General features: G+C 53.6%; 15 protein-coding genes. 2 read left to right on the forward strand and 13 right to left on the reverse strand.

What is annotated here, in order from left to right; all coding sequences use genetic code 11:
* Positions 1-687, forward strand: a 687-nt coding sequence (locus HY272_12030; protein MBI3773414.1) for a hypothetical protein, incomplete at its 5' end; no start/stop codon positions are given.
* Between the two features lie 55 nt (positions 688-742).
* Here HY272_12030 and msrA read toward each other — a convergent pair.
* From msrA to HY272_12070, 8 genes are all read right to left on the reverse strand, one after another.
* On the reverse strand, positions 743-1,378 hold the full coding sequence (gene msrA / locus HY272_12035; protein MBI3773415.1) for a peptide-methionine (S)-S-oxide reductase MsrA: 636 nt from the start codon (positions 1,376-1,378) through the stop codon (positions 743-745).
* 184 nt (positions 1,379-1,562) lie between these two features.
* The gene (locus HY272_12040; GenBank protein ID MBI3773416.1) at positions 1,563-1,814 is read right to left on the reverse strand and encodes a hypothetical protein; all 252 of its coding nucleotides are present in this window, start codon (positions 1,812-1,814) and stop codon (positions 1,563-1,565) included.
* A gap of 96 nt (positions 1,815-1,910) precedes the next feature.
* The gene (locus tag HY272_12045; protein MBI3773417.1) at positions 1,911-3,062 is read right to left on the reverse strand and encodes an HD domain-containing protein; all 1,152 of its coding nucleotides are present in this window, start codon (positions 3,060-3,062) and stop codon (positions 1,911-1,913) included.
* A 142-nt stretch (positions 3,063-3,204) separates the two neighbouring features.
* Entirely contained in the window at positions 3,205-4,242 is a 1,038-nt protein-coding gene (locus tag HY272_12050; protein ID MBI3773418.1) for a class I SAM-dependent methyltransferase, read from the reverse strand.
* A gap of 117 nt (positions 4,243-4,359) precedes the next feature.
* Positions 4,360-4,575, reverse strand: coding sequence for a cysteine-rich CWC family protein (locus tag HY272_12055; protein ID MBI3773419.1), 216 nt, complete (start codon positions 4,573-4,575; stop codon positions 4,360-4,362).
* Between the two features lie 84 nt (positions 4,576-4,659).
* Positions 4,660-4,941 (reverse strand): hypothetical protein, encoded by a 282-nt coding sequence (locus tag HY272_12060; protein MBI3773420.1) that lies wholly within the window; start codon positions 4,939-4,941, stop codon positions 4,660-4,662.
* Between the two features lie 153 nt (positions 4,942-5,094).
* Positions 5,095-8,862 carry a methionine synthase gene (gene metH, locus HY272_12065; GenBank protein ID MBI3773421.1) on the reverse strand — a complete coding sequence of 1,256 codons (3,768 nt, stop codon included), beginning with the start codon at positions 8,860-8,862 and terminating at the stop codon, positions 5,095-5,097.
* Positions 8,863-9,027: 165 nt separating this feature from the next.
* A complete protein-coding gene (locus tag HY272_12070) occupies positions 9,028-9,648 on the reverse strand; it encodes a MarC family protein (GenBank protein ID MBI3773422.1) in 621 nt (206 codons plus the stop codon).
* Between the two features lie 344 nt (positions 9,649-9,992).
* On the opposite strand from HY272_12070, the gene HY272_12075 reads away from it, so the two are divergent.
* The gene (locus HY272_12075) at positions 9,993-10,667 is read left to right on the forward strand and encodes a TetR/AcrR family transcriptional regulator (protein ID MBI3773423.1); all 675 of its coding nucleotides are present in this window, start codon (positions 9,993-9,995) and stop codon (positions 10,665-10,667) included.
* A 241-nt stretch (positions 10,668-10,908) separates the two neighbouring features.
* Here the strand turns inward: HY272_12075 and HY272_12080 are convergent, their stop codons facing one another.
* From HY272_12080 to HY272_12100, 5 genes are all read right to left on the reverse strand, one after another.
* Positions 10,909-12,000, reverse strand: a complete 1,092-nt coding sequence (locus HY272_12080) for a cell division protein ZapE (protein MBI3773424.1) — start codon at positions 11,998-12,000, stop codon at positions 10,909-10,911.
* 152 nt (positions 12,001-12,152) lie between these two features.
* A complete protein-coding gene (locus HY272_12085; protein MBI3773425.1) occupies positions 12,153-12,455 on the reverse strand; it encodes a PilZ domain-containing protein in 303 nt (100 codons plus the stop codon).
* Positions 12,456-12,581: 126 nt separating this feature from the next.
* Entirely contained in the window at positions 12,582-12,785 is a 204-nt protein-coding gene (locus tag HY272_12090; GenBank protein MBI3773426.1) for a DUF2905 domain-containing protein, read from the reverse strand.
* Between the two features lie 44 nt (positions 12,786-12,829).
* Positions 12,830-13,486 (reverse strand): ribose-5-phosphate isomerase RpiA, encoded by a 657-nt coding sequence (gene rpiA / locus HY272_12095; protein ID MBI3773427.1) that lies wholly within the window; start codon positions 13,484-13,486, stop codon positions 12,830-12,832.
* 168 nt (positions 13,487-13,654) lie between these two features.
* Positions 13,655-16,420 (reverse strand): EAL domain-containing protein, encoded by a 2,766-nt coding sequence (locus HY272_12100; protein MBI3773428.1) that lies wholly within the window; start codon positions 16,418-16,420, stop codon positions 13,655-13,657.
* Between the last annotated feature and the right edge of the window lie 140 nt (positions 16,421-16,560).

Below are 16,560 nucleotides of genomic sequence, written 5' to 3' on the forward strand. Positions count from 1 at the left end.
AACGCCTACACGGCAAAAATCGGAATCACGTATTACAAACAAAAAATTGCATGCCATTACGCTAGCCTCATTCAGGGTTCGTTGGAACAGGAGTGCCGACTCGCCGAGATTGAATGTGGATTTGAACATTTCGGAGTGATTGTTCGTTTTGAAAGCCCCGTTGAAGTGTTGTTGTATGACGACGCCCTAACGATCAACCGCGGGCTGTGCGATATCATCGCCAGAGTCGGGCCGGTGATATTGAGGAATGTTTATCTGACATCCGCTGTGCGTTCGGAAGGACATCGCAACCGATTTCCTCACTTGCGCTTTCATATCGACCGCAATCCTTTGCAACCTACTCGTTACTCTATGTATACCCGTGATCCTTACGATGCCGAGCAAAGATATCCACGCACGGCATCAACACTTTTCACCGCCAATATTGTCAGCCATCTGCAAGGCATCAAAGAGGGCGATGTGGTGCGCGGCATCGATAAAGGTGTGCGTGCCTCCGCGCCACTGTTTGAAAAAGAAGACATGTCAGGAGTGATTAGTAATATCGTGCTGGAACAGCGCTGGGACGAACCCGAAAGCACGGGCGAAATTGCAATGATCGACAATGCCACGGCGCTCCATGCCAGTTATTATCGTGATATTGTCCAAAAGGGATATCGAATTGGCGTGCGGTATCTGGCGGGAATTTAGTTGCTGAGAATGGTTGCCTGTGAAACGATCAGATGATGTCAGAGTGAGTGATTTACTATCGTGGAAAAACTACACCACAACCGCCAAGACCACAATACCCTTCGGGATTTTTTGCCAAATATTGCTGATGATAGTCTTCGGCGTAATAAAACGTGGGGGCGGGTAATATTTCAGTAGTGATGGTGCCGCGTTTGGTGTTTTGCAGGGCAGTTTGGTATTTATCTTTCGTGATGTGGGCGGCGGCATTTTGTTCGGCGCTGAAGGTGTAGATGCCCGAACGGTACTGGGTGCCGACATCGTTCCCCTGGCGCATGCCCTGTGTCGGGTCATGCGATTCCCAAAATACGCGCAGCAGTTCTTCGTAGTCGATGTGCGCCGGATCATAAACAACAAGCACGACTTCATTGTGACCGGTCAAGCCGCTGCACACTTCTTTGTAAGTAGGATTGGGCGTAAAACCACCGGCATATCCAACCGCGGTAGTATAGACACCTGATAACGTCCAAAAGCGTTTTTCCGCGCCCCAGAAACAACCCATGCCAAATACTGCTGACTGTAAGTGTGCAGGGAATGGCGGTTGTAGCAGATGGCCGTTGACGTAGTGCCGGTTAGTAATCGCCATCGGCGTGGCGCGGCCGGGCAGCGCTTCGGCGGGGGTGGGGAGGCGAGCTTTGGAGTGCCAATCGAGCATAATCGGTTAACAGTAGGGCGGGTGGTTATAAAAGACAAGCGCTTAAAAAATAGTGATTAAACCAGCCAAAACGCAAGGTCACCAAGAATATGTCTTTATTGGTGTTTAGTTCGGCTTAACCTGGCGGCAATCGTGAAGCCTTCGTGACTTGCGATAGGTTTTCTTTGCGTCTCAAGCAGGCTTTTTAGTGCGTAGTGGCACGGAACTTGATCTTGCCCTTGAATGGAAATTCGACGATGCCGGAGCGGCGGCGCAGTTCCCGTAAAAAGAGCTTGCCGGCGCGATAGCCTTCGCGGAAGGATTGGCGCAGTTGCTCGGCTTTGGTGATTTGGCCGCCTTCTAAAGCATGGCGAAAGCCGGAGCAAAATCGGTCTTCCACCAAGTGTGGCGGGATCTTGATGCCCACATCCTGCGGGCTGGGATAGGCGTAGCGCATGGTACACCCCCTTAAAAATATGGTGTGCCTATAAGTAATATCGGCAGCAATCTGGAAAGCTTTTAATTCTTGTTTAGAGGAAAAACAGAGGGGATATCAAACGTAGCCCCAGATCATGGGGAGATTGAGATTTAAGCGTGGATTGCGCTGCACCATGCCTTTAATTAAAAAGTCTGGCGAACGCGTGTCGCGGAGCACGGGCTTCATATAGAGCTGATTATTGGGCTGTAAAATACTGGCCACGGTCGGGCACATACTATCGGCGCCACGGCGGACAACAATGGCGATGTCGCCATTGGCAAGTTTGACGAAGGAGCCCGGTGGAAACACCCCCATATATTTGATTAGCAGCAAGGACAGCGATTCGTCGTAATCCTGGCCTTTGCTGAGCAGAAAGTTTTTGAGTGCTTCTTTAGCGATCATGGTTTCGCGATAGGCACGGGGTGAAATCATCGCGCTGTAAACATCGGCAACCGCCAATATTTTTGCGCCATAAACGATATCGTCACCTTTGAGGCCTTGCGGATACCCTTCGCCATTGATGCGTTCATGATGTTGGAGAACAATGTTCAGCCAATAGTCATTGGTAACGCCATTTTTCTTTAGCAGCGCAACACCTTCGGCCGGATGATTCTGTATGCCGCGTTTTTGTGGATCGGTCAGCGGCGCTGTTTGTGCATGCAAGGTTTCCTGTAAATCCAGCATGCCGATATTACTGGTAAACGCAGCGGCAACAACCGCCATCGTTTCTTGTTCATCTGTGCCTAATACGGTGCAGAGGAAATGCGCCAGTACCGCCGAGTGAATGGGATGGATAGTGGTATAGGCATGGCCATGCAGCAAATGCACGGCGCCGAGCGCGGCATCCTGATCTTTTGTGCAGGCCTTGGCCAGGGCGCGGCAAAGGGTGAGGATGCCTTTTTCGGTTTGCTGCCCTTGAGTCAGGTTGAATAAAATCCGTCCCAGGCGGAAGGCACAACCTTCAATCATTAAAAATGGGCTGGCGTCGTCTTCCAGCGGTAGCGGTTGTTCTGTGTTCTCATCTTTATCTGCGCGGCGTGGAGAGCCGGTGGAACCGGCCATTGCTGATTGTTCGTAGAGCCCACGTTCAACGAGTTGCAATAACTGGTGAGAGGAGGTGATCACCGCACCCCGTTTAAGCAGCAGGAGACCATTGTTGTCGAAAATATCACAATCGACGGATTCGCCGACCTTGAACTGTGTTGATCTGATTTTCGCCAGGCCCATGGGGTTGCTCCAAACCGTTGTTTTTGCAGGTTCTCCTTATATTTCGGCTGTGGGAACGATTACTTAAGATCAGACCGGAATATGGGCAAAAAAAACTAGGCCGGAAATTTGCAGGGGCGATTCATGAATCGCCCCTACGGGTTCAACGCTTGTAGCCCGAGACCATGATGAAAGGACTGGGTGGCGCCATTTGCTCGGATTTGATGTCTACGAATCCTACTTCGCGGAGAATTTTTTCCATTTCGGTGGTGGAGTAGGAGGTGCCGCTGACGGTATTGATGATCTGATTGACGCCGATCAGGGCGGCGAGCATCGGGCCCTTTTTGTCGGCATGTAACAACTGCTCCTGGATCATGATGACGCCATCTTTATTCATGGAGTCATAGCACTTTTTCAGCAATTTTTTGATGTTTTCCGGCGATTCCTGATTCGTCATCGACGACAGCAGCATGGCATCATTACCGGTCCCGAGACTGTCGGTGTTGTAGTCGCCCGGCAGAAGCTTGACGCGATCCTGCATGTGATACCTGTCGACGATTTCTTTGGCGATCTTTAAATTTTGCGGACGATCCATGGCAATGGCATTGAGGCCGGGATACCGCTCGCAGAATTTCACGGCGAAGGTCGCTGGGCCGCAGCCCACATCCATCAACTGTTTTTTGCCGGAAAGATCGAACAAGTCGGTCAACACATCAGACTGCGACAGTGCGCGATTGTGCATGCCCATCATGTAATTGCGTGTCTCTTCGTCGCTATACTCCTGGTGCATCAGCGCCGATGGTATGCCGGTTTTCACCGTGTTATAAAGGCCGCCCCAGGCCTGATACCAGTTTTCGAACATGTAAACGATGCCGCCCTGGTAAAACTTGCTGGAACTTGCGAGAAACGTTTGGCTGAATTGATTGTTGCGGAACACATCGCCATCGCGGTCAAGAAAATCGATGGATACCAGCGCGCTGAGCAATGCGCCTAGACAGCGGCGATCAGCGCCGGTTTCCCGGGTTAGCGTGTCCAGATCTTTTGCCTTGCCGTCGAGCAGATTGAAAATGTCGAGTCTATTTGCAGCGTGTAAGACGCAGGATTGCCAGTAGCCAGACGCCACTTGCATGACCCGCATTGGGTCCATGCCTTCAGGCAAGTCCCAGCTATTATTTTTTTCGTTTTTTGATACCGCAGACATCGCTGTCCCCTCCCCATTGAAACTCTTAAAGTGATTTAAAAAGAACGCAGCAATATGAAGGATATTGCCTGATTTGTCCAGCCTGGAACCCGGTTTTGAAGATAAAATTTATTAAATTCAATTAGTTGTCGAAGGAGCGTGGGCTTGGGCGCAACGCCGGCAGATGCAGGTCTTTTTCCTGGCTGAGGGAGCTACTTTGTCCAGCAGGGTTGGGGGAAAAGGTGATTCACGGCACCAGCATGGCTGACTTTGTCGGGGATTGGCCAAAGCACAATCATTGGGCTCGCCACATAACGGGCAGCGGCGGGGATCAATATTGGAGGGTTTGGCCATGACTGTGCTTGGGATCCAGCTAAGGCGAACTCTGAAATGATAGCGTCAGAGCCGGCGATTTGCAGTTGCAGATTGCGTCAGGTGCTAGCCACCGAGTTTTGATAAAAGAGCGCTCTTTTCTTCGGTCTGAGCCAAAAGTTCGCGCACCTTATTAAAGGCCTGGGTCGCCGTCTCAGGGTGCTTGGCAAAGCCAATAATCGGATCGTACTTCCAGCCGGCAAGTTTGAGGATTAGCCGTTTGAATTCAGCCCCCTCTGTCCCACCGCCCCCGATCTTGGTTAGCAACTGCTCGATCTTGACGTGGGTGGCCACATGTCCGGGTTTGAAGCTGGTGAAATCGGTGGCGACCACAGGATCGAATTGCATGTCGGCGTTCCTTTTGTTGGGTTGTAGATACTGGTAAGAATTATTTCGTCCAAACGGAGGTAAGATTTAGAGTTTCAAATAAAGTCTCCATTGTCTTGATGCTACACTATTTTTTTGGCCATAAAAAAGTCGCCCGGAATCGGGATTGTGTGTTTAGTCTGGGTTGTATCCCAAATTCGGCGCCAGCCAGTATTCCGCCTCGGCGAGAGTCATTCCTTTGCGCTTGGCATAGTCTTCCACCTGGTCGCGGTTGATTCGGCCCACGGCGAAATAGCTGGATTCGGGATGGCTGTAATAAAGGCCACTGACCGCTGCCGTCGGCACCATGGCCTTGGCCTCAGTGAGCCAGATACCGGTGTTTTTCTTCGCATCCAACAATTCCCAGATCGAATCTTTTTCGGTGTGATCGGGGCAGGCGGGATAGCCGGCCGCGGGGCGGATGCCGCGATATTGCTCATTGATCAGGGCATTGAGTTGTTGTTCGTTGGGGGCTGCTTTGGTTTTTTGCGCGTGGGATGTGCCACAGCCGCAAGCGGTGTGTTCAGGCGCCACTGATGATTTGCTGCCTTGTGGTGCTTCGTAATTCCAAAACTCCTGCCGCACACGCAGATGCAGTAATTCGGCAAACGCTTCGGCCAGACGATCGGCCAGCGCCTTGAGCATAATGGCGTGATAGTCATCGTGGTTTTTTTCGTATTCGGCGACACGCTCGTCAATGCCGACGCCGGTAGTGACGGCGAAGGCGCCGATGTAATCCTTGAGACCGCTTTCTTTCGGCGCCACAAAATCGCTCAGGCAGCGATTCGGTTTGTTGTCCGGTTTTTGTTGTTGCTGGCGCAGATTGTGGAGCACAGTGCGCAGCTTGGTTCGCGATTCATCGGTATAGACTTCGATGTCGTCACCGACGGCATTGGCTGGGAAGATGCCGAATACGGCTTTGGCCTGTAACCATTTCTCGGCAATGATTTGCTTGAGCATGTCTTGCGCGTCGGCAAATAATTTTTTGGCTTCGGTACCTTTTTCGGCGTCATCGAATATTTTCGGATAACTGCCTTTCAGTTCCCAGGCGTGGAAGAACGGTGTCCAGTCGATGTATGGGGCGATCTCGGCCAATGGGTAATCGGCAAAGACTTTGACGCCGGTAAAATAAGGCACCTTGGGCCGGTAGTTGACCCAGTCGAGTTTGATGCGGTTGGCGCGCGCCTGTTCCAAAGTCAGCCATTGAATCTGTGTCTGACGCCCCTCGTGATGGGCGCGCACAGTGGCGTATTCGGCATTGAGATCAGCAACAAATTTTTTGCGCAGCTCGGGCGAGATCAGGCTTTGCGCCACGCCTACTGCACGCGAGGCGTCTTTCACCCACACGATCGGTTGCTCATAGTGGGGTGCGATTTTGACGGCGGTATGCGCTTTCGATGTTGTCGCGCCGCCGATCATCACCGGAATTTTAAATCCCAGGCGTTGCAGCTCCTTGGCGATGTGCGTCATTTCTTCCAGTGATGGGGTAATCAAACCGGAAAGACCGATGACATCGACCTTGTGCTTCTGCGCTTCTTCAAGGATCGTGGCGGTGGGGACCATCACGCCGATGTCGATGACCTCAAAGTTATTACATTGCAGCACGACGCCGACGATGTTCTTGCCGATGTCGTGGACATCGCCTTTCACCGTCGCCATCAAAATTTTGCCGTTGTTCTTGGTGGCGCCCTCGGCCTTTGCCGCTTCGATATAGGGGATGAGATGAGCCACAGCCTTTTTCATCACACGCGCCGATTTAACGACCTGCGGCAGAAACATTTTGCCATCGCCGAACAGATCGCCGACGGTATTCATGCCATCCATTAATGGACCTTCAATCACTTGAATTGGGCGCTCAAATGTTAAACGCGCCTCTTCGGTGTCTTCAACCGCATAGGTGTCGATGCCTTTGACTAACGCATGTTCCAGTCGCTTGGCGACGGGCCAGCTACGCCATTCCAGATCTTCTTTCTTCTCGGCGTGAGCTACGCCCTTGAATTGATCGGCAATTTCAAGCAAACGATCGGTGCTGTCAGGGCGACGATTGAGCACGACATCTTCAACACGTTCACGCAGCTCTTCGGGTAAATCGTCATAAACTGCCAGCTGGCTGGCATTGACGATGCCCATGTCCATTCCGGCCTTGATGGCGTGATAGAGGAAAACGCTGTGTATCGCTTCACGTACTGGATTATTGCCGCGAAACGAAAACGAGACATTGGAGACGCCGCCAGAGATCAATGCGTGCGGCAGATTTTGCTTAATCCAGCGCGTCGCCTCGATGAAATCGACGGCGTAATTGTTGTGTTCTTCAATGCCTGTGGCCACGGCGAAAATATTCGGGTCGAAGATAATGTCCTCAGGCGGAAACCCGACTTCATTCACCAGAATGTCATACGACCGTTTGCAGATTTCGGTTTTGCGGGTAAAAGTATCGGCCTGGCCTTTTTCATCAAAGGCCATCACCACTGCCGCAGCGCCATATTTCATGATCAACTTGGCGTGATGGACAAATTGTTCTTTGCCTTCTTTCAATGAAATCGAATTGACAATGCTCTTGCCTTGAACGCACTTCAGTCCGGCCTCGATGATTTCCCACTTTGATGAATCGATCATCACCGGCACTTTGGAGATGTCGGGTTCGGAGGCGATCAGGTTGAGATAAGTCACCATCGCCTTTTTGCCGTCAAGCATGGCTTCATCCATGTTGACGTCAATAATTTGGGCGCCGTTTTCGACTTGCTCGCGGCAGACGTCCAGCGCCTTGTCGTAATTGCCTTCGAGGACTAAGCGTTTGAATGCTGCGGAGCCGGTGACGTTGGCGCGTTCGCCGACATTGACGAACAGCGAATCGGGGCCAATGTTGCACGGCTCCAGGCCGGAGAGACGGCACTCAACAGGAATATTCGGAATCTTGCGCGGCGGGATGTTTTTCACCGTTTCCGCAATTGCCTTGATGAAATCAGGCGAGGTGCCACAGCAACCGCCGATGATATTCAGAAATCCGCTTTCGGCCCATTCCTTGATGTGGCCGGCCATGTTCTCCGGCGTATCGTCATAGCCGCTGGGCGCGAGCGGATTCGGCAAGCCGGCATTGGGATGCGCGCTGACATAACAATGCGCAACGCGTGACAGTTCTTCTACATATTGACGCAGTTCTTCGGCGCCGAGGGCGCAGTTCAGGCCGATTGAAATCGGTTTGGCGTGAGCGAGCGAATTGTAAAATGCTTCCGTCACCTGGCCGGACAAGGTGCGGCCCGAGGCATCGGTAATGGTGCCTGAGATCATGATCGGCAATTCGACGCCGCGCGTTTCAAACACGCTCTTTACGGCAAAGATTGCTGCCTTGGCATTGAGCGTGTCGAAAATGGTCTCGATCAGAATCGTATCGGCGCCGCCGTCGATCAGACCATTGGTGGCTTCGGTGTAGGTAGTGACCAGTTCATCAAAGGTGACGTTGCGCGCGCCCGGATCGTTCACCTCAGGCGAGATCGAGGCGGTGCGATTAGTTGGCCCTAATACCCCGGCGACGAAGCGTGGCTTGGCCGGGTTTTTGGCCGTGTAGGCATCCGCCGCCTCGCGCGCGACGCGTGCGCCAGCGACATTCAGCTCGTAGGCCAGGCTTTGCATATCGTAATCGGCCATCGAGATCGTCGTCGCACCAAAGGTGTTGGTCTCGATGATGTCGGCGCCAGCCTCGAGATAGGCGCTGTGAATTTCCTTGATGATCTGCGGCTGGGTGATGACCAGCAAATCGTTGTTGCCCTTCAGGTCGCTCGGCCAATCCTTGAAGCGTTCGCCGCGGTAATCCGCTTCCTGCAGCTTGTAGCGCTGGATCATGGTGCCCATTGCGCCATCAAGGACCAAAATGCGTTGCTGAAGTAGCTGCTCGAACTGAGTCATGGGCCTTCCGTATCCGGGGATCAAAAAAAGAGGGCTATTCTAACATGGAGGCAAAGAAAACAATCTTTAACAACCGCGAAGGGCGCAAAGGAACGCGAAGTTGGTAATTCTTGCGATTTTCTTGGCGCCCTTAGCGTCCTTGGCGGTTTAATGGTTTTACAGGGATTACAAATTCAGGCTGGTTTTGATGCCATCCAACACATATTGCACCGCCAGTGAGGCCAGGATCAGCCCCAGCATCCGGCTGATGACATTGGCGCCGGTCTCGCCCAGCAGTTGCATGAGCTTCGGCGCAAAGAGCAGGGCGACGAGCATGATGCTCATCACCAGCACCAGGATCGACAATAATCCGGTGCTGGTGAGGGCGGTTTCGGCAGACGAGGCCATCAACAGCACGGTGGTCATCGCCCCGGGGCCGGCGATCAGGGGGAAGGCGAGGGGGAAGACGCTGAGGTCGGTGCGTTGAGTCGCCTCGTGTTGTTCGCGATCGGTGGCAGTGCGCAGGCCCGATTGACGGGCGACGACCATGTCGATAGCCAGCAAGAACAGCAAGATCCCGCCCGCGATGCGAAACGCCGGGATGCCGATACCCAGCACTTGCAGCAACCAGTCGCCGATCAAAAAGAAAGTGATCAGGATGCCGCTGGCAATGCTGGTGCCGAGGATGGCGGTCTTGCGCTGGACGGCGGGGCTGACGTTGTGTGTCATCGCGGCAAAGATCGCCGCCACGCCGATCGGGTCGATGACGATGAACAGCACGACAAAGGCTTTGAATAAGACGTCCATGTGTCACCTAAAGATCGAAATCCAACGCGGAGACGCAAAGGCGCGGAGGATGGGTAAAGAAAGCCCTAACTACACACGCGATAATGAGATGTCGAGGGATTTGTAAGGGCGTGGTTAATAAAAATCTTCGCTGAATCTTTTTGCTGCCCTTGAGGTTAAGTTTTTGCATTTCTCCGCGCCTTTGCGTCCCCGCGTTGGATTTTTTCTGATTCTAGTATCGTATCGTCCCTGATTGCAGTAACTTAATCAATCAGTTAAAGGTCATGAAATAAGCATGACATAAGTTTTATATTGGGCTATAAAGTTAAAGTCAACCTTATTAAATTTAATAGCGGGAGGTGAGCATGACAGAGAATTCAAAACCTACGTTGCGGGAACGTAAGCACGCGCGCACCCGGCTGGCACTGATGCGGGCCGCGACCGAGCGCTTGGAAAAGGCACCGCTGGCCGAGATCGCGGTCAAGGAAGTTTGCGCTGCCGCCGAGGTCTCCGAGGCTACTTTCTTCAATTACTTTGCCACCAAAAACGAGCTGCTCGATTATTACCTCCAGCTGTGGTTGTTGGAGCTCGCCTGGGGCGCGAGCCGTAGCGAGGCCTGGGGGCTGGTATTGATCGGACAGCTGTTTGATCGTGTCGCCAAGCAATTCCAGCAGCGGCCGGGGCTGATGGCCGAGATCATTGCCCATCAGGCGCGGCAGCGGGAGAAATCCGCGCTGCCCGAACTTAGCGCCATTGAGCGGAGGTTGGCGTTTCCCGAGGCAACCGGGATCGAAGATTTTGCCGCGGTGGGATTGGACAAGCTGTGGCTGGGTGCCTTGCAGCAGGCCATCGAGGCTGGCGAATTACCGCCCAATACTCATTTGCCAACGGTGATGGTGAGTCTGGTGTCGGTTTTTTATGGCGTGCCGCTGGCGCTGCGCCAGGGTAATTCGGCCGCGATTACGGGCATGTATCGTCAGCAACTGGCCTTGTTGTGGGCGGGAGTGCGGGTTGCGGCGCAGTCGAAGGTAGCTGTTTGAGAATTTAAAAATCCAACGCGGAGACGCAGAGGCGCGGAGGAAAAGCGGATAACCGCTAAGGCCGCAAAGTAGCGCGAAGCTATGCAATGGGTTCAATTATTGGACCGGGCAATATTAAGCGCAAAAACGATAATTATTTCTTCGATTTCCTTTGCGTTACTTTGCGGCCTTCGCGGTTAAGCTTTATTCACTTCTCCGTGCCTCTGCGTCTCCGCGTTGGATTTTTTTGCGGTTTTTAAAATTACGGCCGGTGCGCGTAAGCGAGATAGGCCGCGCTGCCCATTTCCTGCAACCGGCTGATGGTCCGTTGAAAGGCAAAGCGGTGGCGCTGGCCGCGATAAAGCCCCGTGCTCGGCGCGGCGGCGCTGATGATTAATTTGACGCGATGATCGTACAGCGCATCGATCAAATGCATGAAGCGTTGCACCGCATCGTCCTTCGCTTCCTCGAGTATAGGAACGGCGCTGATCAATACTGTATGAAACAGGCGGCTGATCTCAAGGTAATCCGCCGCTGAACGCGGCGTTTCGCAGATCGCGGCAAAATCGAACCAGACCACATCATCGCTGATTGCTTTTACATTGATGTTGCGATTGTGAATGCTCAGTGTCTGGGGTTGCGGTTCGCTATCGGGTGCCAAGGCCTGAAATTGCGCGCGCAATTCCTGCTCGCTTCCGGCGCCAGTTAAATGACCAGTCAAATGATAAGTACCGCTTCTTTCCAGTAATGTCAGCCGGTAATCAGTCTCGCCAGTCAAATGCAGGGTCGTGGTATGTTCTTTAATGGCAGCGATGGCCGATAAGAATCGCTCCCGTTGTAAGCCATTACGATACAAATCATCGGGTGCGATATTGGACGTGGTAATCAGGGTAACGCCTTGCGCAAACAAGGCAGTCAGTAAACCGCCGAGTAACATCGCATCGCCAATATCATTGACGTGAAACTCATCCAGGCATAACAAACGAAATTGTTGTGCCTGGCGCCTGGCGATGATTTGGAGTGGATCGGGACTCTTGGGGAGCTTTTTCAATTCCCAATGAATCTCCTGCATAAAACGATGAAAATGCAGGCGCCGTTTTTCGGCAAACGGCAGGCTGTCGTAAAACAGGTCCATCAAATAGGTCTTGCCCCGGCCGACACCGCCCCAGAGATAGGCGCCCTTGATGGGCTTGTTCTCGGATTGTAAGAGTTGCTCAAACCAATTGCGGCGCGTTGGCGTAGCCGTGAACTGACGAAAAATCTCCTCCAGCTGCTTTAGGGCTACTTGCTGCGCCACATCAGCCGTCAAGCCGCGGTGAGCAAGGTCATGCTGGTAGCGTTGCAATGGGTTCATGAGGGTTGAGTTAACAAAAAAGCGGATAGTGTTGTTTTTCAGCAGGCTGTTAATTAACTATCGGATGAATCAGGAGAAATTTGATGGGCGCAATAATAACGCTGCTGGATATGGTTATCCAGCAGAATGGTGTGTGTCAGTGGTTATGCCGCCTAGCTCAGGGCAGATGCGCGAAGCAGCCTCGAAACTTCCGGGGTGCGTTTGTCGAACAGCACGCCAATGCCCTCCGTGGAACTGCGCACAACAAAACCCCGGCGTTGGAATTGTTGACCATTAAGCTCAAAAAGAATATTCACCTGGGCATACACTGGGATGCGTGCGGTCTTCGGACGAAGGAAAATCCCATCAACCGAAATATTGTGTGCTTGAGCGGTCAGGTTGCCGGTATGTCGATAGTCGACAACCACATCCAAAGAGACATCATGTCTCGTTCCTAATCGTTGTTCTACGCGCATGGCTTTCCTTTCCTTGCGTTTGTTGCATATCCCTGCATCACTATCACTATAGGCGATGGATTCGGTCGTGTTAAGGATAATTTCGCAAAAAATAATTGCAGATGTATGACAGCGTAATTTATTGATCTAACGCCGACTAAATAACCAAATCAAAATACTCAGGATTATGCTGATAATAATTGATGTAGTAAGTGGGAAATAAAAACGGAAGTTTTCTTTTTCGAAGACGATGTCACCGGGTAAGCGGCCCAGCCCCGATTTTTGCAGCAGTGGCCACAGCAATCCGGCGACAACCAGAATAATGCCAAGGATGATGAGAAAGCGTTGCATAGGGTAGGCGGCGTTGCCAGAATGTCCCGGCAACGCCGGAAAGTTCAGGTGATCTTCTTGACGCCCTGCTGCGTGCCCAGCAGCAGCACATCCGCCGGGCGAATCGCAAACAGGCCATTGGTAACCACGCCGGGGATGTTGTTGATCTCGGCCTCCAGTTTGGTCGGCTCCATGATCTGGAGATGGTGAATATCCAGGATGATGTTGCCGTTGTCGGTGACAAAGCCCTGGCGATACACCGGCTCGCCGCCGAGTTTCACCATCTGCCGGGCGACAAAACTGCGCGCCATCGGGATTACTTCGATCGGTAGCGGGAATGTGCCCAGTATGTCGACCAGCTTCGATTCATCAGCGATACAAATGAATTTATCCGCCGCGCCGGCGACAATCTTTTCACGCGTCAGCGCGCCACCGCCACCCTTGATCAGGTGCAGGTATTTGTTGGATTCGTCGGCGCCATCGACGTAGAGCGGGATATTGCCTACCTCGTTGAGGTCGTAGACATGGATGCCGTGCTTTTTCAGCCGCTGGGCGCTGGCCTCGGAGCTGGCCACCGTGCCCTCGATCTTGCCCTTCATCTTCGCCAGGCCGTCGATAAAGTGATTGGCGGTGGAGCCGGTGCCGATGCCGACGATCATCCCGGCCTCGACATATTCCAGTGCCGCATCGGCGACAGCCTTTTTCATTTGGTCTTGGGTCATGGTCATGGTGGGTCTCCCTTCCTTCGGGGCTGTGGTGCGAACCTGCCATGATAATGAAATCGGGGAAAAGGGAAAAGAACAGATATTTCAAACTTCGTCACAGCTCCCCGTGTTGCCATATCATTTTCACTTTAATCCGGCACTGCCATTCGCCGTTTCTGGGCGAGGTCATGCCATTGGGTTAAACCGCATTTCCGTGGGTGTCGCGATCTGTTGCAGATAGGCAGCCACATCCTCGGCGGGCATGGGCCTGGCACACAAATAGCCTTGGTAGAGATAGCAGCCCTGGCGATACAGGAAGTCGCGTTGCTGCCGGGTCTCGACCCCTTCGGCGATGACCTCGATCTCGAGGCTATGGGCAAGGGCAATAATGGCGGTGACAATGGCGGCATCTTCCGAGTCGGTGGTAATGTCGCGCACGAAGGATTGATCGATCTTGAGCCGGTCGATGGGAAAGCGCTTGAGATAGCTGAGCGAAGAATAACCCGTCCCGAAGTCGTCGATGGAGAGTTTGATGCCCATTGAACTGAAGCGCTCTAGCATGGCGGTGTTGGGCGCCGACTGCTGCATCAGCATGCTTTCGGTAAGCTCCAGCTCGAGGAATTGCGGCGGCAACCCCGTGCTGTCGAGGGTGCGGGAGATGCTCTGCACCAGATCCGCCTGACGAAATTGCACCGCAGATAGATTGACCGCGATGGGCAGCGGTTGCAGGCCTTGCTGCTGCCAGAGGACCCCTTGGCTACAGACGCTGCGCAACACCCATTCTCCCAGGGGGATGATGAGGCCTGTTTCTTCGGCGGTCGGGATAAACCGGTTCGGCAATAACATGCCCTTTTCGGGGTGCTGCCAGCGGAGCAGCGCCTCCAGTCCGACCACGCGACCGGAGATCGCATCGACCTGGGGCTGATAATGGATGAGGAATTCGCTGCGTTCCAGCGCCAGTCGCAAATCGTTTTCCATCGCCAGCCGTTCCGAGGCCCACAGATTGAGCTGAGGGGTAAAAAACTGGAAGTTGTTACGTCCGTTTTCCTTGGCGTGGTACATGGCGGTGTCGGCGTATTTCATCAGCGTCTGCACATCCTGACCATCATTGGGATAAAGACTGATGCCAATGCTGGCAGAGGTATGAAATGTTCGCCCCTCCACCAGGACAGGGGCGGACAAGGCCTTCAGAATATCGTGCGCGATATCGGCAACCTTGCTCGTCTCCGCTATGTTGGGCAGGACGATGACGTATTCGTCGCCACCGATACGGGAGATGGTGTCCGCCTCATGCAGGCAGGAGGCAAGACGCTGCGCCACCTGCTGCAGGAGTTTGTCGCCCACGAGATGTCCCAGGGAGTCATTGATGGTCTTGAACCGGTCCAGATCCATGAACAGCACGGCGATCATGGTCTTATCGCGCTGCGCCTCGGCGATGGCCAGACCGATACGATCCTGCAGCAACAGCCGGTTGGGCAAATCGGTCAGCGGGTCGTGGTAGGCTAGATGCTGGATGCGTTCCTGGGTCTGCTTGCGTTCGGTAATGTCGGTACAGATGCCTACATAGTGGCTGATTTGACCAGCCTCGTCACGATTGGCATTGATGGTCAGCCACTGGGCATATAGCGAGCCATCCTTACGTCGATCCCATATTTCGCCTTCCCAGTGACCATCGCTCCTGAGCGCATGCCACATCCCCTCGTAGAAGTCTCGGTCCTGCCAGTGCGACTGAAACAGCCGCGGATTCTGGCCCAGGATTTCTTCCCTGGAGTAACCGGTGATTTCAGTGTAGGCCTTGTTGACGGCGACGATCCTGGTATTGGCGTCGGTGAATACAATCCCTTCAGAGCTGCTGTCAAACACATGAGCGGCCAGTCTCAGGGTTTCCTCCTGGTCGCGCAGGTGTGCCGTCAGTTGATCCGCCTGACGGAGGGCCGCGCGCCGGGCTACAAGCGAGAGGGCAGTACCAAACAGCAGCAGGCTGATGGCGACGCCCCCCATAAGGACGAACAGGGGGGGCGTTTGTCCCTGTTGTACGCCGAAAGTGGGCAAGGCGGCAATTTCGATCCGCCAGTGGCGCCCCCCCAGTTCGAACATGATCTGTTTGTGCAACGTCGCCGCCATCGGACGACTCATGGTATGTGGGAGCTGCGAGCTATCGAAAATCAGGGTGGAGGACGCTGGACGCGTGTGGTCAGCGTTCGTATCGAAGATACGTATGGCCAGTGTGTTCAGCGTCGCCGGATGTAAAGCACCGGCCATCAGTGCAGCGGTATCGAAGACGGCAACAACAACACCGAGAAAGGCCTCTTGCCGTTGGCTGATGGTGAGTAGGGGCGCACCGTTTTGATAAATGGGTATGAAAAACAGGACTCCCGGGCGGCCCCCTTGGATAAGATTGAGGGGGGCGGTAGCTGTCAGTTCCCCTGTATCACGTGACTGTTCGATGGCTTGTTGGCGTAGGGATTCACTCAACAAGTCGTAGCCCAGCGCCCCCACGTTTCTCTGTATGGGTTCGATATACTCGGTCACCATATATTCCGGGCGCTGGCCCGTCGGCTGTATTTCAAACTTGGCATAATCGGAGCCCTGGCTGCTATCCTGCCGTACCTGGCGCTCGTAAGTAGTCTTGGCCTGCAGCGGGACGCGGCGGGCGAATTCCAGGGCCAAAATCCCCGGATAGCGCTCCTCGATGTTCAGACGCTCGACATAGCGATGGAATTCGGTACGAGTGACGTCCTCCGAGGCCGCATAGAGGCTGCCGACGCCACGCAATGCCTCCATGTAAATATTCATTAGCTGGGTAATCTCTGCAACACTAGCGTCGGCCGCAGCGTCAAAAGCGGAGTTCACCTCCTGATTGATACGACTCGATGTAAAATGCCAGGCAAGTCCTGTCAGCAGCAGTCCACCTAGCAGGATGGGCAGTGCCCGTCGCAGGTGCGTACCCATTATGTTGTTCCAGCGCAAGCGTTGCCTGAGCTGCATTCAGCGGCCTTTATTCTCTTGTTGCCCACGACACATTATGCGAGCCACCGTGTGGAAACTATCTTAAGGAAATTAAGTGTAGCGTAGAATGGACTAAGCAGGAG

The organism is Gammaproteobacteria bacterium (assembly GCA_016200485.1).
In the GTDB taxonomy this organism is placed as follows: Bacteria; Pseudomonadota; Gammaproteobacteria; order Tenderiales; family Tenderiaceae; genus JACQEP01.